The 22834-nt window shown below is 41.6% G+C and carries 11 protein-coding genes; all 11 read right to left on the bottom strand.

Features of this window, described 5'->3' with window-relative positions; genetic code table 11:
• Nucleotide 1 precedes the first annotated feature (1 nt).
• The 11 genes from B2W36_RS20735 to B2W36_RS20685 all read right to left on the bottom strand — a co-directional run bounded on the left by B2W36_RS20735 (nucleotide 2) and on the right by B2W36_RS20685 (nucleotide 22834).
• A complete protein-coding gene (locus B2W36_RS20735; RefSeq protein WP_293883891.1) occupies nucleotides 2-931 on the bottom strand; it encodes a glycoside hydrolase family 43 protein in 930 nt (309 codons plus the stop codon).
• Nucleotides 931-2331, bottom strand: a complete 1401-nt coding sequence (locus B2W36_RS20730) for a glycoside hydrolase family 140 protein (protein ID WP_293883893.1) — start codon at nucleotides 2329-2331, stop codon at nucleotides 931-933. The genes B2W36_RS20735 and B2W36_RS20730 overlap by 1 nt, the downstream gene beginning before the upstream one ends.
• A gap of 4 nt (nucleotides 2332-2335) precedes the next feature.
• Entirely contained in the window at nucleotides 2336-5452 is a 3117-nt protein-coding gene (locus tag B2W36_RS20725; protein WP_293883895.1) for a DUF6298 domain-containing protein, read from the bottom strand.
• Between the two features lie 2 nt (nucleotides 5453-5454).
• The gene (locus B2W36_RS20720; protein WP_293883897.1) at nucleotides 5455-7089 is read right to left on the bottom strand and encodes a polysaccharide lyase; all 1635 of its coding nucleotides are present in this window, start codon (nucleotides 7087-7089) and stop codon (nucleotides 5455-5457) included.
• Between the two features lie 4 nt (nucleotides 7090-7093).
• Nucleotides 7094-8725, bottom strand: a complete 1632-nt coding sequence (locus B2W36_RS20715) for a polysaccharide lyase (protein ID WP_293889405.1) — start codon at nucleotides 8723-8725, stop codon at nucleotides 7094-7096.
• A gap of 119 nt (nucleotides 8726-8844) precedes the next feature.
• Nucleotides 8845-10869: a RagB/SusD family nutrient uptake outer membrane protein gene (locus B2W36_RS20710; protein WP_293889404.1), complete on the bottom strand. Its 2025-nt coding sequence runs from the start codon at nucleotides 10867-10869 to the stop codon at nucleotides 8845-8847.
• 7 nt (nucleotides 10870-10876) lie between these two features.
• Complete coding sequence (locus tag B2W36_RS20705) at nucleotides 10877-14131, bottom strand: SusC/RagA family TonB-linked outer membrane protein (protein WP_293883903.1); 3255 nt, start codon at nucleotides 14129-14131, stop codon at nucleotides 10877-10879.
• A gap of 15 nt (nucleotides 14132-14146) precedes the next feature.
• Complete coding sequence (locus B2W36_RS20700; protein WP_293889403.1) at nucleotides 14147-14764, bottom strand: DUF3826 domain-containing protein; 618 nt, start codon at nucleotides 14762-14764, stop codon at nucleotides 14147-14149.
• Nucleotides 14765-14940: 176 nt separating this feature from the next.
• A complete protein-coding gene (locus B2W36_RS20695; RefSeq protein ID WP_293889402.1) occupies nucleotides 14941-18450 on the bottom strand; it encodes a malectin domain-containing carbohydrate-binding protein in 3510 nt (1169 codons plus the stop codon).
• Nucleotides 18450-21248, bottom strand: a complete 2799-nt coding sequence (locus B2W36_RS20690) for a glycoside hydrolase family 95 protein (RefSeq protein WP_293883908.1) — start codon at nucleotides 21246-21248, stop codon at nucleotides 18450-18452. Before B2W36_RS20690 ends, B2W36_RS20695 begins: the two co-directional genes overlap by 1 nt.
• Nucleotides 21248-22834, bottom strand: coding sequence for a glycoside hydrolase family 28 protein (locus tag B2W36_RS20685; RefSeq protein ID WP_293883910.1), 1587 nt, complete (start codon nucleotides 22832-22834; stop codon nucleotides 21248-21250). Before B2W36_RS20685 ends, B2W36_RS20690 begins: the two co-directional genes overlap by 1 nt.

Here is a 22834-nt window from a genome sequence, read left to right as displayed (position 1 = left end):
ACTATTTCTTTTTGGCTTCAACCCGAAGCAAATTTTTTAAATCTTTATTGGATGCTTTGAAGATCGTTCCATGTTTATGCCCTTCCGGAACGGAAATCTTGTCGTTGATTTTTTCGAAGACCTTAAAATCTTTGGTGGACACAGCCTCATAGCTTTTGCTACCATATGAATCGAAATAGATTAACCATTGATCCTTGACTTTAAGCACCGCAGGTCCCTCACTTAAATAGGGCGAGAAAGGCTCAGAGATCTGCTGAAATGGCCCCAACGGATTTTTTGCAAAGGCCACCTTTAGATTTCGATTGGGCCGCGTATTATCCTTTAATACAAGCACATAATCTTTTTGCTTTTTTTTGACAATGACGGCATCAATGATACTAAAGCCCGGATCACTAAATAATTTCGTCTCCGTAAAGGATTTAAAATCCTTTGTTGTCGTATAGTACATGCGGTGATTGTTTTTCTCTTCTTCTACGCCTTTTGCAAAACGATAAGGAATGGTGGAAGCCCAAATAATAATAAACCGGTCTTCTATATCATCATAAAATAACTCTGGCGCCCAAACATTGACGGTGGTTGCTTCTTGTTGCATCACTGGAACGATCTGTTGATTTTCCCAATGGATCAAGTCTTTTGAACGTGCATAGCCGATTCCTTCATTTCCCTGCCACCCAATGGTCCATACCAGATGATAAATACCTTGTTTATCCCGTATCATCGACGGATCGCGCATGATTTTCTGTTTTCCTAATTCTGGTTTTAAATAAACCCCATTAATTGCATTCCAATGGTAGCCATCTTTGCTATACAGATAGCGCAAACCTTCATTGGCGGGTTCGTGGAACGAGGTAAATAGGTAAACATCCCGCTGACAGGAAGCCAAGATCGATGCCACACTAAATAAAATAAACAATTTGACCAAATTCCTCATTAAATGCTATCTAAGATCAATACCCAGTCGTTTCCATCCTTTTGTCCTCCCGCAGGCACAAAAGTTTGTACACCTTTATTTTCAAACTCCCCGATCACTTTGATCGACCCATTTCGGGGATCAAACCAGGACGCTTTTACTTTGTCCCCATTGATTTTTCCCATATTAATTTTCATTTCCCTACCGTTGTAATTGTAGATAAATGCGTAATCCGCTGTTCGTGTCGCTAGTAAACGATTGTATTTCTCACCATTATCCGCAATTAAAGACTGATCGGGAACACGATCAAAATAATTGTCTCTGGAAAGCATAAGTTCCTTCAAAAATTTCATCTGAGTAGCCCCCGGCGCATGAATTGCCGAATTCCATAGCTCATCCGAACCATACGCCGATGTCGAGTCTTGTTTTCCATGCATCTGCATCACTGAGTTCTGTCCATAAGTATAGCCAAACGCCCCCGCAAATACAGACCAGTAGCCGTATCTTCTGACGTCAGCATCTTTCCAGCGCGGCTGCTTAATATCGTGTAATCCCTGAGGAATACCTTCATAAGAAGGTTCTCCGTCGATCGTTGGTTTAATGGGCTTTACATTCCAGTCGGCTGACATAAACTTCCAGTTATCCTCGCCATAATGTTTCTGTTCATTCGCGGAAGTGTCCTGAGCGTAGGTACGATGTCCAGATTGCACCATATTGAAATCTAGCCAAGGCCTATCGTGAAACCAATCCGAAGAAGCCGTTCGTCCTCTAGGATGAAAAGTCATTAAATGCGTATGATCAATGGATTTTATTGTTTGGCCAATTTTCTCCCATACTTCCATCTTATCTGATCCTTTGATGTCTCCACCATTTAACCAAATGATATTTGGGCGATCTTTCCAACGCTCCGCAAGAAATGTGGCGTACTTTCCTGCCTGCTCTACCGATACTTTTCCTTCCTTCACTGGTGACCCCCAAATCGGGACCAAAGCAACGTAGAGTCCCTTTTCAGCTGCCTTATCAATAATGTAATCGACATGATCCCAATAATCATACGCTGTTGCATTATCCGGATTGTTCCCTTCGGTCACCAGCGGTCTGGAAATATCTTTGTTGACCACCGAAGAGTCCCCATAACTATTTACAGAAGGAACGGTATGCAGCACCATGGCCTGAATGACATTGAAACCTTTTTGTTTTCGATCTTCTAGGTATTGATCAGCTTCAGAACGGTTTAGTTTATTAAATAATAACCAGCCTGTATCGCCCAACCAAAAGAAGGGCTCTCCATCTTCTGTCATCATGTACCTACCATTTTCCGATATCTTCAATAGTGACAGGTGCTTCGTCTCTTTATTGGATGCACACGAAAAGAGTGCTCCTGCAACTGCAAATAATATAAGTTTCTTACGAATCGACATATTTTTATTTCTTATTTAGCCAAATTATTTCTGGCTCTTTGGTATAATTGCTCAAATGAATATGCTTCCCGAGATTGATCTTCTCTATTTTGATAATCGTTCCGTTTTTCGGATTAATGCGTGTCATTTCAAAACCGCCTTTATAATCGGATAGATCAATATCTTCTGCATCGGATTTTTCCTTATAAATGATCAGACCTTGGCTACCTTTTAGCAACCAGGCGCCATTGATTTCTGTTGCTTTCATCGCTGATGCTGCACGGTAGAAATCGTTGTTTCCTATCTTAGGTAAGTTTGCCATAGAACCACCGGCCATAAAGGAGGCCCATGCCATCGTTGGGTAGTTGTCAGCAAAGTATAACACTGCTTTATCCGGATATTTTGTGCGGTATTCGGATACGGCTTTATAAACGGCCTCCATCGATGTTTTCTTTGGTTTCAACAATCGTGCATGTTGACGCGGTGCCAGATTTTGCCCTCCTTGTGGCGCATAGGTCTTTCCGTCGGCTTGGTAGTGCCAGTAGCGGATATCAATGACCTGGATTTCTTTGGCACGTTCGGTATCCGCCAAAATAGCATCCTGTACGTCTTTCGTAGCACTTAAACCAATCATTGGATTTTTACCCGTCTCAGCCTTCCATTCTTTGATCACATCGATCCAAAACTGAACGAAATGCAACGGTCCGGTATATTCGGCGCTGATCATCTGAATAACTCCCGAGTTGTCTTTAAAATTATTTAAACATTGACGGATGTATGCGCGGTGTAATGAACGACGAACAGGGTTATCGATATCGTAGAACTGTTCTGCCATGAAAATTCGTTTATTACCCGCATAAGGAACAGGTTCTGGAAATCCGACATTATTGATATTATTAGCTGCACGCCATGGGAAGTCCGCGTAATGTGCACCAGCTTCGATAATATTATGTTGAAAATAATTTTGATGCAGCAATACCAAACCTTTTTGGTCTGCTAGATCTGCATATTGTTTCAAGCGTCCCCAATAAAATTCGTTGTACTTTGTTAAATCATACTTAGACAAGCCGTCATAAGCTAAGCCCTGGCCACTACGCGCAAATGGCAGTTCATAAAACGGAGGCCACACCTCCCCATTGATCCGACGAATACGCTCGTGGTCATCACGTCTCCGATCGTACCAAAGCCCGTAATTATGATCAATGGCGATAATATTATCTTTTTTTAATGCATCCGTCATCTCTTCAAGATCGTCCGTCAACCCCGTGCCAACCTCTCCAGGCACATAGCGCGTGATATGTGGTTTAGCTTTTTCAGCACCATGCGGTCTAGCGCTACCATTCCACCACGGAACATCCGATTTGGCCCCTACGAGTACTTCATCACCACGTACCAACCAACCGTTTACGACACGCATATCGGCTTGTTTTTTTGCTAGGGTGATCTCTTTATAGCCGATTTGATCGATGGTTTTTACATTTGCGGTCGTATTTAAGGGATAACGATCACCGGCTTCTGCAATAAAGTCAACCAGTTTCGTCATTGGATTTTCAGACTGACGCGTCAACTCCATGGCAACACTGACGGGCGGACTACTGGATGCTTCGGTCAAAACTGGCAACAGTACTGTGCGTTCATCAGCCGCTAGGCCAATTCTTTCCCGTAACTGCGCATAATACAAGCTTTTGGGCTTGATATATTCATTCGATTGCTCCCAATAGCCATTTCCCTGAAATTGAGACCAAATCCCAAAAGCCCAGTTCTGTGCCGTTGGGGGTTGATAACACTCTACAAGTCCAGCTGTCGACTGCCAAAATACAGAATTTGCTGCCGACCAGCCAGCTCCCTGGCCATCTTGACCTCGGTTTTTATAGCTTAGTGCCTGCGCATCTATATCTGCATTATCAAAAAGAACTCCCGACGCCCAGCTGTCTATCCCACCACTGAAACTGAAAGGCTCTACTGCCTGACATTGGACAAAAGCATTTGGCCCTGCTGCCAGATAGCCCACTGCGAAATCATGATATCCCTGCTCAGAATAGAGCCGCTGAAATAAGGTCTGTTGTCCTTTTGTGAAAAAAGTATATCTTCTTTGGCCACCAATTTCTGAAACCGGGTCCCGGGAAATACAATCCTCAACAGTTAATTTTTGGGTACTTGCTAAAGCGTAAACGGCTGATCCTGCGAAATGCTGGAACTGCATGCGACGCACCCATACATTTTCCGCATTTTCAATAGTAATCGCCATCCAGCGATGGTCTTCGTCTTTCGGGTTATTCGCATCGAAAGCAGATTTAAGTGTGATATTTTCTATACCGACATTTTCGATTCTTCCTTTCCAATTATATTGCTCAACAGTCGCTTGGCCATAGCGTCTGTCCAATGCTGTTGTGATTGGTGCATCAATCTCGATACCATTACCTTTCACTGCGACAATCGTTCTATCCCAAGTAACATCGCGTTGCCCGGGTTTCCAACCTAGCGAAGTAATGCCACCACCAAAATGATCAGTACCCAGCTGATTAATCCAATCTTGCGTGGAAGGTCTTGTAATCCTAATTTTATCGCCAGCTTTATAGGAAGCTGCATGATCAATATCCAATACCCGCGCGTTGACAGGGACGTAAGTACTTGTTACGTTTGTCTTTTTTGCAAACGTGATATCGTCTTTTCCGAGAATACGGATGAGTGTTTCTCTTGTTGTTCCTTCACCAATGATGACAGTTCCATTTGTTGTGAAACCACTACCACGCAGAATAACACCTGAGGCATGCAATGTCAGGGATCCCGAAACCTCATAAGTCCCGGCTTCTAAAAGTACCACTCCCCGCAGCCCATCTTTACCCAACGGTAGCATTGACACATAGTTGATAGCAGCTTGAATACGCTGTGTAGCATCACCTGTTTTTAGAGGAACAACAACAGCAATCTGCCCGGTAGGAATAGCTTCATTGCCTCCTTTGTATCCCGCGTAAGAAAAATCAGGAATCTGATTTCCAAGCGAATCTGCATGGTACACAAACTTGGCCTCATCCCATACTAGAGGACTATATGCCTTCATTTGTTGTGCATGTGCAGTAAAAGCAATGCAGGTGAAAGCATAGAATGCGATACAAGAAAAGAGCGAAATTCTTTTTATCATGATTATTTTTTATTTTTTGGCACGACGGCATCTATTGCAACCACCCCATTTAAATAATTCTCAATATTGGCGTAGCCGTTTTTCGCTATCTTTCTAGAATCACTTGGATCATTTGGATTCAACCCCATACTTTTTTCTACATTATCTGGAATGCCATCGTTGTCCGAATCTTGGTAAGGCATCCCCTGATAAGTCGGATATCCGCCTACTTGTGCAATATGGGATATAATCCCTTGTTTGTAGGAGTCTTCTGGAAGGCGTCGTTTAACATATGCAGACACAAATCCATGTTGCGCTTTTGTTGTATCATAATACACTTTATTCTCTGACACTTGCCTAATAATCCGTTCATCAACAGCGTCCTGTTTTGGTAGAAATGCACCTACATTTTTAAGAACATAGTTGTAAGCATCCTGAGCAGATAGTGCGGTAACGGGAGCCATTGGAAACGCCTTATCCACACGGATTTCTTTTTCACGATCACCAACATTCGGTAGATCTTCAATCTGGATGCCTCCGGCCCAGTTATTTTTAGTGACCTCTGGGAAACCTTCTACCACATTTCCATGTGCATATACTTTCCCATACTGATCTTTAAAGGCTTTATCTCTTCCAGATTCTGGCTTTAAGATACGGTACGCAATCGGCTTATCTTTGGGTGTAATTGGCCCCGGCTTATAGTAATTATTGATAAAGTTGAATAAGGATTTATTATCTCCGCCATCAGCACTTCTATTCCACCAGTTCCAAATCACATTATTAACAAATCCAAAGTCACCATACATTCCTATGGAAGGATTCCGACTGATATTTGACGCCCATAGGTTACGCATAAAGGTACTGTTTAAACCACCTATTGTACTTCCGAAAGCGTGGTTGTACGCATCCAGAGCTTCAGAAAAAATAGAATTCTGGATCGTAATATTGACAGTGGGTAATTTGAGATTTTTACCTTCACGGTCGTATACATGTCGGTAGATAGACATATTTTCATCCAGACCCCAGCTTGCAGACACGTGGTCAATCATAATATTGCCAACCACATTGCCTCCTACAGCATCATCACGTCTCGTTACATCGGTTTCACCGCGGCGGAAACGTAAAAACCTTAAAATGACATCGTGCGTATCAATCAGAAAAGATTCTCCGGCCACACATACCCCATCCCCTGGCGCTGTCTGTCCGGCAATCGTAATATAAGGCGCTCTGACAACAATTGGCTTTTCAAGTTGAATAATACCAGCGACATTAAATACAACGATACGGGAACCACCGGCCTCACAGGCTTCTCTCAACGTTCCAGGACCAGTGTCCGCAAGACTTGTCACGACAAAAACTTTTCCTCCTCGTCCACCAGCGGTATAAGCGCCTCCACCTTCAGCACCAGGAAATGCTTTAATCTTTGCCTGCGGTAAGTCACCCGGTTTTGCAGCCCAAGGGATATAAGGCTTCCCTTCCTCCTTTATAATTTTTTGTGCTTCTGCCCAGACTTTTTCTAAACGTATGATTTCTGCATTGTCCCGTTCTGCAGCCAATTTTTTCAGGGAATCTGGAATAACCGGATATTGGCCCAATGCCGCTAAGGGGCTTATTAGCCCCAATAGCAACACAGTATTTCGATTCAGTAACGATGTCATAGCTTTATTTAGCAGCTAATTTATTCAGATAGATTTCGATGTTCGCGTAACCTGATGCTGTAATCTTCGCTGAATCACTCGGATCATTTGGATTGAGCCCCATTTCTTTCTCAACTGTATCTGGAATACCATCATTGTCCGAATCTTTGTACGGTGTACCTTTATATACTGGATATCCACCAACTTGAGATATGTCGGTAATAATACCAATTTTGTACGAATCCTTTGGTAATCTTCGATGTTCAAAATCTTTTTCCGGCAATTTCACATTGCTTAATAATTTGACTGGTTTACCATTTTTCACATCACCAACAACCCGTGTGTCGATAGGGTCTCTTTTAGGCAAGGTGGCTCCTGCATGTTCGAGAACAAAGCCGTAAGTTTCCTTCGCAGTCATTACCGGGAAACTAGCATGTGGGAATGGTTCCTTAACGCTCATTGCAGCGAAATAAGGCTGAGCTTCAGCATAAGTCATCGCATCCCCTTTTTTATTTTCCAGTTGCACACCACCATCCCAGTTGTTAGCCGTTACTTTCTCGTTTCCTTCTACAATATTACCTTTGACATGCGCCCGGCCGAATACGACATAAGGCAATTTACTTCTACCCGATTCAGGCTTCAAGATGCGATAACTTACAGGCTGATTTAAAGGTGTCGCTGGTCCTGGTTTAAAGTAATTGTTAACAATGTTGTATGTAGCTTGATAGTCTCCACCATCAATTGATCGATGTACCCAATTGTACACAACATTGTTGTAGAAATTGAACAGACCATTCCACCCAATAGATGGGTTACGAGCCGCATTATTTGCCCAAAGATTGCGCATGAATGTGCAGTTCTCACCACCTAAAGTACTACCAAATGCATGGTTCCATGTATCTAAAGCTTCAGAGAAAATAGAATTTTGGATGGTAATATTTACAGTACCACGTTTTTCTTCTGCTTTTCCAGTACTATCATTATACATGTGGCGGTACATGGACATATTTTCGTCCAAGCCCCAGCTTGCCGAAACGTGGTCGATCATAATATTTCCGACAGGATTACCACCGATGGCGTCATCCCGACGGCCAACGTAAGTTTCGCCCCGTCTAAATCTCATATGTCGGATCAGGACATCGTGTGTATTGATCCAAACAGATTCACCGGCCACACAGACACCATCACCTGGCGCAGATTGTCCGGCGATAGTCACATACGGCGCACGAATAATCAATGGCGTTTTTAGGCGGATGATACCAGAAACGTTAAATACGATAATGCGAGGACCACCTTTTTCACAGGCCTCCCGCAATGAACCAGGACCATTATCTTCTAAGCTAGTCACTACATATACCTGGCCGCCACGACCACCAAAAGTAAATTTACCACCACCTTCCGCTTCCGGGAAAGCCAAAATCTTAGCTTGTGGGAGATCGTCCGGTCGTCCCGCCCATGGAATATAAGGTTTACCTTGTTTTGCGTATTCTTCTATGACAGGTAAAGCTTTTTGCCATGCTTCGTCAGATTGCTGATATGCTTTTTTCATTAGGTCATCTGTAAACTTCTTAACGTCTTCTGGTATTTTGGGATATTGACAAAAGGCAATGCATGTGAAAAGGCTCAACAAAGCTGTTAGCGTTATTTTATGTAACATGTTTATCTAGTTAGTAGGGTTTATAATTTCTATTTCAAATATATGTCAACTGTACATTTATCAAAAGCAATGTCTGTCACAATACGCATACATTGCTTTTAGATTCTGTATGTGGAAAACTATTTTAAAGGATCAAAAGTTCCTGCTCCATTCATGCTATCCCAACCACTAGTTTGTTGTAAATAAGGTGAAGTAGACAAGATTGTTTGATTTAATCCAAAGAAGTAATATTCCGTATACCATCTAAATTTCCAGGGGATATTTGTCGGATCTAAATCATCTTTTTCGGCAATTACAAAATAATTATCATACAGGTAATCGAGGTATTGATCCTGGTTAGCTATTCCAGCAGGATAAGTTGAGGGTTGGCGTTCAACGACAGGAACACTTGAGCCATTTCGAACCAACGGATCTGAAGCACCGGTATAATCCATGCCATTGTTTTTCACTGTAATTAATAAGCCTGTTCTTCTTGTTCCATTTAATGGTTTTACACCAATACGTTGGGCGGTAGGTGAATCCTCTTCAAAAAGCTTCCAACGTCTAAGGTCATAAAATCGTTTACCTTCATACGCTAATTCTAATTTACGTTCATTAAGCACTGCGCCGAAAAGTTTATTTCGGTCTCCGCTGATACTACTTAAACCATAAGATCCATCCTTATTTTCCAAACCTGCACGTGCCCTGATATCAGTAATACCTTTCAAACCTTCCACCAATTTGTCCGCACCAATAGCGGATTCAGCTAAATTCAATAGCACTTCAGCAAAGCGCATTTCTATGTAGTCTGTACCACTTTGCTGAAATCCGGCTGCGGCATTTGATGTACCCGACGCTGCAGGATCAGATCCTTTACGCAAATAGATGCCACTTGCGTTAGAACCTCTTGTTTCCGTAGATACATACGCACCCTTATCATTTTTCCAATAGTAAGTCCATTGGCGATAATTTGTTCCATTTGCATAGGGAAATAAGGCACCGTTATATACGAAAGTTTTTGAAAACCTCGGATCTCTGTTTTTATAAAATTTCTTGGAGTCGTATGGATAGGTAGAGGTTGGATCATCAATATTTTTACCATCCAGCATAGGAAAGGCATCAAATATCTGCTTAGTTGGTGAAATCGATCCTGCACCGGAAAGCTCTCTAGGGCGAATTGCTTGCTCCCAACCATTATTTTTTACAGCAGTGGATGTTGCTGCCGCATTATTAAACCCATAAACAATTACTGCTTCAGGATTGTCTACTTCTTTCAAAAACATGTCTCCCCAGGCTTTACCATTAGCCTCTCCCCCAGTCCTGAACAACCCAAAGCCATTCTGTTCTAATAAGGTTTTGGCTTCAGTATTTGCGGAATATGCTGCTTCCCAACGATCTCGCGAATCGTTTGGATTAAATTGTGGGCTTGCATAAGTTAATAAAACACGTCCTTTCAAAGCCGCTGCTGCGCCACTAGTAATCCGCCCCCAATTTCCAGCGTCCCACTTTCCTGGCAATAGACTTTTTGCTAAATCCAAATCCTTCACAATCTGGGCAATACACTCTGATGTAGCACTACGCGGAATAGAATTTGCTTCATTGTTACCTACAATTGGCACTTGCGGCTCTAATATTAAAGGAACACCGCCATACATCCTGACGAGTTGAAAATATTGAAAGGCGCGCCAAAAATAGAGCTGCCCCTTCATCTTATTACGGGTAGCCTCATCAATACCATAAAGATCAATTTTGCTTAGAAAAAGGTTAATTTCCTTCATTCGGGTCCACACGTTATTCGCAATGTTGGCGCCCATCCGTTGACCAAAATACTTATTTGCATGGTTATTGATAAAAGAAATGGCATTCCACTGTTTATTAAAATCAGTCTCGCCAGCTAATTCATCAGTTGTCTGCGTGAACACATTATTATAGGTACCGTTTTCCGCGGCGTCCATTGTAGCCACAAAAGACTGGGAATTATTTGCTGGCAAAAATAATCCGTAGACGTAATCCACATACGCCTGAGCCAATACCGGATCCTTAAAGACGTCATCGCCATTTACTGCTGTAAAGTCTTTTTTATCCTCCAAAAACTTGTCCTTACAGCTCTGATTTGTCAAAGCTAAACAAGCCAGCATCATCGTTAAAATCGTTAACTTTCTCATCGTAATCTTATAAAGTCAGGTTAATACCAAAAGAATATGTCCTCAAATTCGGATAGACATCCCAAGCCGATCCATTTCCATCTTTATAACTATATGGATTATAGATAGACATTGGATTCATTGCGCTTAAGTAAACTCTAGCGTTCGATACCCGCAAATACTGCGTCATTCTTTGAGGCAACTTATAGCCTATATTAAAGCTTGCCATCCGCATGCGAAAGGCCGAAACAGTCCAGAAACTGGAAGGCTGATTGTAAATACTGGACCATTGCGGATTCGGCATAGTACCGGTGGGATTTAAAACAGGATCATATACATTTCCCCAAATGTCAGGAAGATTGGTATACACACGAGAAATATCATTATTGAGCTTGTTACGCTCTGTGATCTCCGAATAACCTCCGAACGAACCTGTAATAACAGACTCTGCCGTAAATCCCTTATAACCGATTCTTAATGTAGTGCCTAATGTATAATGATTATCCTTACGTTTAGCCAACTGGATCAGGTCATTATCGTTAATGATACCATCAGGCCCTGCGAAAGTACCATCTGACTGAAGGGGCCCCCTCACGTCCCGATAATATAGCATTCCCGGTCTTAATTTATCGACAGACTGATCAAATACTTGTGTAATGTTATACTGACTTACATAGTTATCAATATCTGCTTGTGTCTTAAACATTCCTAAGTAATCGTATCCCCAAGCCCCAAGGTCAGAAGAGGCATTAGGTCTGGGTTTCCAAGGATATAACATATCAATATCATTGAAATTACCCTGAATGACCCTTCCATCGGACCAAGAAAAACGTGTACTAACGCCGTAGTTAAAATTATTAACTTTATCTTGCCAGCCTAATTCGAACTCTATTCCATAATTATTCTCTCTCCCAAAATTTTCTGCAGCAACTGATCCTCCAACTGTAATCGGAATATTACCTGTACGTTCGATCAATGCATCATGACCTTTGTAATAGAATCCTTCGATTGTGGCCGATAGACGGCTACGTAAAAAACGAGCATCAATACCAACATTATTTTTATACTCTGCACTCCAAGTAGCGTCGCGATTGGGGCTTTTCTCCATTTTCATACCAGTCGTCGCCCCGCCATTCCCGCCAAATACGGCACCTTTACCAGTCTGATAGCTATAGCGTTGTAGCCAATTCCACAGTGGAATTTTATCGCTGCCCAATTTTCCATGCGAAAATCTCAATTTTAAGAAATCTACCCCATCAACTTTAAAGAACTCTTCTTCACTGATTACCCAACCTGCAGAGATGTTATAAAAATTCGCCCAATAGTTTTCTGGAGCAAATTTTGTAGATGCGTCCGAACGAAACAATACCTCTGCCAAATACTTTTCTCCAAACCGATAGTTGATACGACCGACATAACCTAGCGTGCCTGACTCGTAAGCGGCAGTACGTCCATCCACGGCTCCAAACGCTGTACCGAATTGTCCATTGGTGTTTGCAAGTGGATCGTCTTTCCAAACGTCTTCCTGTGAACTCTTTGCTTCTCCTTTTTCTATGGAGAACAAGCCTGAAAACGTGTGTTGTTTCCATTTCTTATCATATAGTGCAGTAAAATTAGCCTGATAATTGTTACCATTCGCATTGGAAAAATAAACACGATTACCATTGCTGAAAGTTGCCGCAATGGGATTGGTACCGAGGTCGTAAATATGTCTATTATCTCCACCATTGGTAAATGTATATGTTTGATATTTCGTTCCGATCTGCGTGCCACGGGAACTTGTAAAGTTTCTAGCATAAGATCCTCTAATGACCAAACCTTTTAACCACGGTGCCTGATATTCCCCACTTAGGTTAACGCCAAATTGTCTAGAATCTGAGGTTGCTAAATTATTTAACCGCTCTAACTCAAAGAAATGATAAGCAGATAAATCTCCTGATGTTCCGGGCAATCGTGCAGGGAGCCCATTTACATAAGCAGGAACATACGGAGCGGCCAATAATAAGTTCCTATAATCGTTATCATCATTTTCACCACCAATTTTATTAAAGGTTTTTTGTAAATCTCCCACGTTTCCAAAAACCTGTATCGCCACCTTGAAATTACTGGCTACTTGAATATCGCTACCTGCTCTAAAGTTCCAACGGTCATAGTCTAAAGTGGATAGATTACCATTCTGTTTGTTATAAGCAACGTTCGCAAAATAGGTAGCTTTATCTGCTCCACCAGAAATATTTAAGGAATGTTTGGTCAAATAGCTGGATTTCCATGCATCATCCAACCAATTGTAAGAATGGTCTTTAAAATAATCCAATTCATCCTGTGAGAAAAATGCTTTTTCAAAACCAGGCCTTGAGGGATCGGTATTATTCCCGTTCGGTCCATTCATAATATTAAAGTACATCCCAAATTGATAGGCATTCATGACTTTTGTTCGATAGGCCTCATCATTGATGGCATAAGAACCGTTATAACTGATTCTTGGCGCACCGATCTTACCTCTTTTTGTTGTGATCAGAATGACACCATCGGCAGCACGTACCCCGTACACTGCGGCAGCACCATCCTTCAACACAGAGATACTTTCTATTTCAGAGGGATCCAAGTTATTGAATTGCGTTGCATCAGGTTGATTTTGTCCATTAACCTGAACTACTCCATCGATAACATACAATGGTTCAGAAGTCCCGCCATCTTTTCCGGCCGCCATACTTCTTCTTACACCTATGGTAGCTTTCGAGCCAGGTCTTGATACGCCCCCACTAACATTTACTCCCAAAAGTCGCCCCGCTAATCCAGCGGCCACGTTCGTCGTAGGCAAATCTTCTATCTCTTCCGCTTTTATTGCCACAACCGATCCTGTCAAATGTGCTTTTTTCTGTGTGGTATAACCAACCGTAACAACCTCATCGAGCTCCTGACTTTCAGCTTCCATGCGTATATTTAACACACTTTGGTTGCCAACCGGTATTTCCAATCTTTTATAGCCAACAAAATTGAGCACCAAAATCTCATTCCCAACGGGCAAGTTCAGCCTAAAAGTACCTCCCTCGTCTGTTGAAGTCGCAGTTTTAGATCCTTTGATGGATATCGTTACTCCCGCCAAAGGTTTTCCATTTTGATCAACCACCTTTCCTGTTATATTTTTAAAAAAAAGCAGATTGAGTTCACTTGGATTCGCACCATAAGAGAAGCATGGAATGGCCCCACCTGTCATTATTCCAATGGCGAGCAGCTTTGCCAACCGAATAGAAGATTTCCTTGGGAATATAAAGTAATTCATAATTTAGGTCCTTGTTTATTGGTTTGTTTTTTTGAGTCTCGCGGCCCACTTGTCACCTTCCTCTTTTAAATTATAGCCGTGAGACGCTAAATAGTTATTGATTTTGCCTTTGTATTTACCGAACCAGGCATGTTTTTTTTCCGAAGATTCGGCCTGCATGGCAAAATCTCGAGCTTCATAAAGTAAACTGTCAATCATATGTACTTCATCTTTTGAAAGACTAGGAATCATATCTTGATAGGCCTTCACGGTGTTCGGATAAACATGATAGGTCATGCCGTTTTTAACTGCTTCAACTTCTGCCGGTGTTAAAACTTGTTTTAACCGGATCACGAAAGCTTGATTTAAATTGGAAGTTTCCTGAAGCGTCTCCTGTGCGATCTGTTCTTTTAGACTCTTATCCGTATTCTCCTTAATTTTCAAATCGCGAAGCGAATAACAGGCATTCAAAAGATAATATTGATCACGAATAATGTGAACCGCTCTCTCTTGCTTGGCTTGATCTGCTAGCGCTAGTTTAGCTACAATTTTTGCAGACCGATCTGTAATAGTTTTCCAATAGGCGTCCTCTGTTTGACTAAATGTCATAGACACGCTTAAAAATAAAATTGTGAATAATGTAAAACGTTTCATAGGCATGAAATGGTTTATCCCTTTTTTGGTTATTAAATATTAAATTAAATAAAGCCCCTTAACTTTATTTCCGTTATAATTGCTCAAAATAAACGTCAAAACGACACAAAATTTCAAGTGCTCAATATAACTGAAAATTTCATCGGCAACCGTCATGTACTATCCTGACCTGCTTGCTATTTGACCTCTAGATTATCCACAACAACACCTTTAGAATCAAGACTATACAGCTTAATAAAATAGGTCCCAGCATTGATCATTGTCTTTGTATCAGTATTGATATAATTCCATTTTCCGGAACGCGTAGGTTCCAATGATACAAGAGTTTTAGGCACCAACACATGCTTATTTTTGTCTAAAATTTCATAGTAAGCACGACGAACTTCCTTAAATGGATTATGATACTTCACCAATAATGAATACACATCCGCTGCACCGACCTGAAACTCCCAAGCGATATAACTCTCACTAGCATTAAATACTAAACGTCTTTGGCCGGCAAACTCAATTTCGGAAACACCTTCCCGCCAAAGGGTTTGATAGGCTTTATAGTTTTTGACCTCCTTCAAGTCATACACTGGAAGAAGCCCACTTTGCTGCTGAAAGACCACAATATCTCCGCCGCGCTCAGTTTTCAGCAAAATTTCCTCGCCTACCTTTAGCACCCTACGGAATACGGCAAAATATTTTCCCGTATTCAATTGTACACTGTCTTTGGTCTCTTCAAAATTGTCCGGTTTCTCATTTCCTAGATAGAAAGCAGTGGTAGGTTCTTTAAAACGTAGATGATAGGTGCTATTGCTATCAAGCTCAAAATAATCTGAGCCAAACAAGGATGGTGGCAAGGAAAAAAACGATGTTACGCTAGGGCCATCCTTTTTCAATACACTGCCTATATCCAGCCAACTATGGAGTTTTATATTCTGACGCGCTAAATCTAGATTATAATGATCTTGACCGCTTGAATCTGAAACTATGGCAATACCCTTCTTTGAGGCAATAGCAATGGCGTGCATTACTGCTTGTCCAGCATAAACGCGTGGGAAATTGATAACAATCTTTCCGTCAGCAACCCTAACAGTATAGTTTTTTCTGACTACGCGCTGGAATCCCGCATTTTTATAAATATCAAACTTATGCTCAACAAGTTGGCCATTGATAGCAATATCGAAAACTCGATCGCCATTGCCTGACGAAAACTTACCATACCAAGGTTCGGCGAAATATAATTCAACTAAATATTCTCCATTAGGTACGTCAAATTGATAGCCCAACTTCTCAAGCCCATATCGGAAGCTCTGAAAAAGAGGCCAGTCTTTAGTTCCTTTAATTGGATCAAAAATAACGCGTTGACTGGCAAAATAAGTGTTCATCCCTTCAAAACTATCCGCCCAAGATTTACTGCCCCAGCCCAATTTCGACCGATACGGTTGGTCAGCTTTCCACTCTACCCCGTATTCATCTGTATAATTATCGCCACCGCAATTAACACGGTAGAGATAATGATATCCAAGATCTGGTTTTAGCATCTTGGATGAGCCTACGGAAAAGTCTCGAAAATGTGGACTTTCGGGAAAATTATGTAGTATAATGGTGTCACGGCTAACGATCTTTCCCCCTATTCGTCCCTCGGCGTACAATATATTATACCTCACCTCAACACCATTAAATTCAATATGCTTTCCAAAACCAGGATGTTGCTTTTTTCCAAGTGACAGGGATCCTAAATCATTGAAAAGTTCGACTTCCTCACAATTCGAAAAAATACGAATGTTGTCTTTCACTCCAGGGGCCAACCACCGATTTGGCCAAGAATGCATTGCGATATAAACCATTGGATGCTTCTTTTTACCATAATGCGACAGATACATGTAATAAGCATCCGTAGGCTCTCCCCAGGGGGTTAATAAACCTTTATAATTAACCGGGCCAATCCTGTCAATATCACGATTTCCTTCTCCCCCCTGAATACGCCCCGGATTATCATGTGAGTTCCAAAGCCATAAATAATGACCAATCGCTTTGGCTTTAACAGAATCTGCTAAACGAACTTTTGTTTGTAGTATATCGACAAAGCGCTCTTCGTTGTAGTTACTCTCGTTAGGAAGATAGGGTGGTTCGGCATGTAAGCCCAAGCTCCTCCAAGCGCCGTACTCCCCTACAAGCTGCTGCTTTTTAAGATCCTCTCCATAGGTGTTTTGATTTCCCCCGTAAGTGCCTGTCCAATTTTGCGGAACATCCCAATCGGTACCACTACCGCCATTACATGTAGTCACCAGTCGTTGTATAGATGCTGTAGGATCTAATTTCCGAATTAGTGCTGTACATTCCCATGCAAAATCTTCGGGTAGTGTACTCTCATTTTCAAGGCCCCACAAAATTACTGAAGGGCTATTTCTACGTTCTCGTACCCATTCTGTTAACAATTTTTTGAAATTTTCTCGAAATGCAGGTGTGTCAAACCAAATATGGGCAGCAAGCTGTGTCCACAATAAAATGCCATGACGATCCCATGCGTGTTGATAGCGCAGGTTATGGGGTTGATGTGCATCACGAAATGAATTGAATCCGAGCGTTCTAATTTGTCTAATCCGGGCATCAATCTCCTCTTTATCAAAGGCATGTGATTGCCCCAACTTATGTTCATACTCCGCAATGCCATTAATAAATATAGGCTTTCCATTAACCAAGAGACGTGGGTCGCCAGAGGGCTTTAAACCTTTTGACCAACGAACAGACCTAACTCCATAACGTGTTTCAACCTCATCGGTAATCTGTCCACCAATTTTGATCTGCATTTTTATGCGATATAGGTAGGGTGAATCCACAGACCATAATTGCGGATTGGCCAAAACCAGATCTTTCAGCCGAATTTCCTTTGTTGTGTTTACTTTTATCTGCTCTTTCGATGTAGATTGAAGAATTGATATCCCTTTCTGATCCAACACTTCGGTTACAATCTCCACATCTTTATTTCTCTGGCTTTTATTACTTATTTCGACGGCTTGATGCACAATAGCCTTTTTATGATCGGCAGTCTCATCGTTCCAATAATGCTCACCAAAAGGCGTAATAGAGACTTCATTTTTCATCAATAGGCTCACTGGCCTAAAAATTCCCATTGGCTGCGATCCTTCAGAAAATCCCCTTTCCGTCGAACAGCCCCCATCTACCCAGGGTAGATCCATAATATGTGCCGGATGGTCTGCTCGAACAGCTAAAAGATTGGGCGTACCATCCAATTTAATTGCATCAGTGACATCCAGTGTAAATGTGGTTCTTCCACCCGCATGGTATCCCACGCGCATACCATTTAACCAAACGGTCGCATAGGAGCCCACCCCTTCGAAGAATAAATAGAACCTATTTTTGTTCTTTTGCTGTTTGATCGAGAAATTTTTTCGATACCAAGAATAACCATGTAAATTGCCATGAAGCAATCTACGATAACCCTCGTAGCCATCCCAATTATGAGGAACATCCACTTTCCGCCAGTCCTTATCTGTCTTAAAAGACACATTGTGAAATCCATTGTATCTTGCGGAATCTTTCTGATGCATTATGGTTTCCCATCCAAAATCCAATGTGATCGTTTTACGGAGTTTTTGGGCATACGAAAATGATCCGCACAATAGCATACAAACGCAATAAAACAGTTTTCTGAACAACGTCAATCTAATCTTCATTATTTCTTTAACTTCAATTCTTTATCAAAGGCATAAGATTCGCCTTTCTTTGTTTTAATCTTTATTTCGTGACGACCATAACGCAAATGGAGTTCTTCTCCTGAAAGCGATTCAACGGCCACCCCTAATAACTGACCGTCTTTCCATTCCATATTGATCTGAAATGCGCCTCGCGCTTTGATTCCTTGGACTTTTCCTGTTCCGATTTCCGCCGGTAATGCCGGTAATAGCTCAATTCCATCCGTGTGGCTCTGGAGTAACATTTCTATAATTCCCGATGCCCCACCGAAATTCCCATCGATCTGAAACGGTGGATGGGCATCAAATAGGTTTGGATAAGAACCACCTCCATTATCCGCCGGCCGCAATAGCATTTTTACCATGTGATAAGCATGCTGAGCGTCTTTTAATCTCGCCCAAAAATTAATTTTCCATGCTAAGCTCCAACCTGTCCCTTCATCTCCCCGTAACACCAACGAGCGCTTTGCAGCTTCAACCAGCTGTGGTGTACCAATCAGATTGATTTCATTTCCCGGGAATAAACCCCACAAATGGGATACATGTCGATGTTTATTCTGCGGATCGTCCATATCTACCAACCACTCCTGCAGTTGTCCATATTGCCCGATTTGGTTAGGTGCAATCTGATTCCGCATGTTGCTAATCGAATCCCGTAAAAGATTATCGCTATCCAGTATCTTGGAGCTTTGGTTGAAAATATCAAATAAGGAGCGAATAATCTGATGATCCATAGTAGGCCCCTTGACCAACCCTCCATTCTCGGGGGAGTTTGAAGGTGAGCTGACCAACCATCCCGTTACTTTGTCCTTGACAAGAAAGTCCTTAAAAAATAAGGTAGCATCCTTAATAATTGAATAATATTCTTTTAAAAAGTGTAAATCTTGTGTGTAAAGATAATGTTCCCAAAGATGTCTCACCAACCAAGCTCCACCTGTTGGCCATATACCATGGTTGGAATTATTAATGGGAGCTGTACCCCGCCATAAATCCGTATTGTGATGTAAAACCCAACCCCGGGCAGCATAATATTCTTTGGCCGTTTCTGCACCCGCCACATGCAAATCTTGAATCATTTGGAATAAAGGATCCTGCAATTCAGAGAGATTTAAAACCTCGGTCGGCCAATAGTTCATCTCCAAATTTATGTTAGTCGTATATTTGCTCCCCCATGATGGTTCTAAAGATGAATTCCAAATGCCCTGAAGATTCATAGGTTGGCTACCTGTTCGAGAAGCTGCAATTTGGAGATATCGGGCGTATTGCACATAAAGCGCGAGCAGCCCAGGGTCATCCAACATTACTGCCCTTCTTAATCTTCTATCTGTTGGAATAGTATCGAGCTGGCTGCTATCGTAAAGTTCTATTGCAAAGCGACGGTACAAATTCTGGTAATCTTTTTGATGGATTTGATACAATTTATCAAAGTCCGACTTCCATAAATTTTTGGATCTATCCAATGCGACAGTAGCATACTGATCGTTCAGTTCTCGATAAGATTTAAAATTGGTTGATGCAGTTAGATAAATCTGGACCTCATCGGCTTGTTTAACAACAAGATCATTACCTTCATAAAATACCCGACCACCTTTCAATTTGAGCTTTACGAAGGCTGTTCCTCGCATCGAACCATTTTTGACCCATACCTCCATACCGATGGAGGAGTCCATCATGTGATCAAGTTTGGCACGCTGATGTTTGGTATTCAAGCGTAATCTAAAAGTGATTTTTCCCTTCTGATCTGCCTGTAATCTTAAGCCGATAAAATTGTTGGGATAACTTGCAAAATAAGTTCTTTTATAGTGAATTCCATGAGCATCATAATTGACACGAACTTCACCTTTATCCATATCGAGTATCCGGCTGTAGCGCTTTGCCTCTTTGTGATCGAATTGCAAATTTAACGTACCAAAAGGCTGATAAGATGCCTGATAACTTCCTATTTTGGGACTGTTTGGATCTTGAATATAGTATTTCCACTCTCCATTAAGCGAGATTAGTTTTCCGGTGGAACTTTTTAATCCTATTGACTGCTTTGTGTCCTTATAACCAGCTACACCTCCTTTTCCTTCTAAATTGATCACCTGAATTGCGATACTATTTCTCCCTTCTTTCAGTAGCCCTTTAGGTATTTGATAAAGTCTTCTGGTATCATCCCCCACCGACTGACCAACGAGCTTACCATTGATATACGTATAATCGATGGTCCTGATCTTATTTAAATCCAACGCCCAGACCTCTGACAGCTGATTTTTTGAAAGGTGAAATTCATAACGAAACCAAACGGCACCATCCAAACCCTCCAGTCCTAGACTCTCCCAACCCTCATAATGCGGAGCCCTTATAAGCGGCCATTTACTATCGTCAAAAACGAACTCAAAAGGCCCATGCTTTTGCTCGCGAATTTTCCCAATTTTTTCCAGCCAAGCATCAGGATCTTCTGATTCACTTTTAAGCCCCATAAATTCCCGCATCGCTAAAGATTCCGCACCTCTCTGTTGCCCTTGATCAAGCAACTCCCGTATGTTTTGAAGATACTTTGATGCGCCTTTTTTATTATAATTTCGTGGTCCATCCGTCCACAATGTCTCCTCATTAAACTGCAATTCTTCCTCCTCGACTCCCCCATAAACCATGGCTCCGAGTCGACCATTGCCAATAGGTAAAGCCTCCTCCCATTGTTTGGCAGGATGATCAAACCACACACGTGTTTGTGCAAAAGCGAAGCCCAAGGGCCATATCGAAAAAAAAGACAATAAAATATACAGATACAAACGCATTATTTAGCTTCCAAAGGGTTTACATTTGACGTTAACTGACCGTTTCTATAATTACCACGGAGTATTTGTTTTACACGAGCTAGATTATTACCGTGAACATAGATAGCTTCATTCGCTGATCCGACTAAATCCAAAAAGAGTGCTGTACCTAACAATGGAAAGCAACTCTGCACATTCACTGATTTACAATTTTCAAGCTCGATAAGCGATCTTTCAGCCACCGGTGTTGTGTTTTTTATATTCAATAGATTCAGTTCTTTACCGTTCTTGACGGATAATAGCGCACCCTGTGTGATCGCGACGTTTACATTACTCAATGTCAATCCATTCACATTGAGCGCTGAAAAACCTGTGGTTCCCTGCATGTTAATATCCGAAAACACGACATTTTCAATTGGCATTTCTGCTAAGCCTCGCATATAACCAATGCGATTTGTTGTACCAGATAAATTGTTGATAAAGATGTTCCTGAATTTAGGCGTACGTTCACTAACAGGCCCCGGTTCACTTTTAGCATATTCCATATCTAGTACAATAGCCTGATCTCGAATATCACGCATGACAATATTGGAGACTTGAATATTTTCTACAATCCCACCTCTACCTCTTGCGGTTTTTAAACGTATACCACGATCTGTTCCGTCGAAAATACAATTGGAAATAACAATATTTTTCACACCACCTGACATTTCACTCCCAATAACTACCCCACCATGTCCGCGAAGCATCGTACAGTTTGTAATGGTATAATTCTCTGCGGGGATATTGATTTTCCTTCCCGAACGATCCTTTCCAGATTTTATGGTAATGCAATCATCCCCTACACTAATGTGGCAATTGGCAATGCGAACATTGGAGCAAGATTCTGGATTGATACCATCTGTATTAGGCGAAGGAGGGTTATCTATTGTAACGCCTTCTACGGTAACGTTATCACAATATTGTGGATTAATTGTCCAAAACGGCGAATTTTGAATTTTAATATCTCTGATCTGTACATTTTTACAGTTTAAGAACTGTATAAAAGGCGGGCGTAAAAATCCTCTCTCAATCCATCCCGGAAGGTCCGGAGCCAAAACATCTTTATTGAGGCGTTTAAACTCTTTTTGCCATTTGCTATCTTCTGTCTGCTTCTTAACATCAACCTCTGAATAGCCCCACCATTTTTTACCGTGTCCGTCAATGAGCCCACGTCCTTGGATACTGATATTCTCTAGATTATTACCGTAAAATAATGGCGAAAAGTTTGTAACAACAGTTCCTTCCCAACGAGATTCAACCATAGGTAAATACTCATCAAAATTATCGCTAAAATGTAACTCCGCTCCAGCATCGATATAAATCGTAATATTACTTTTAAGATGAATGGGCCCGGTGACGTATTTTCCAGCTGGAAAATAAATCGTCCCCCCGCCTCTATTGGACGCTGTTGTAATAGCTTTTTTGATAGCCAATGTATTACTTCCCGTGCTGTCCTTCCGACCACCAAAATCCATGACGTTAAGCCAAGTTTGTGCCTGCAAACCCAACATGAATAAACAGAGTAATACAGTTATTATTCCATGACGATAGCTCTTTCTGATCAT

The organism is Sphingobacterium sp. UBA3549, assembly GCF_002376635.1.
GTDB lineage: Bacteria > Bacteroidota > Bacteroidia > Sphingobacteriales > Sphingobacteriaceae > Sphingobacterium.
Note: the sequence above shows the minus strand (reverse complement) of the source record. Positions and strands in the feature narration are given on the sequence as shown.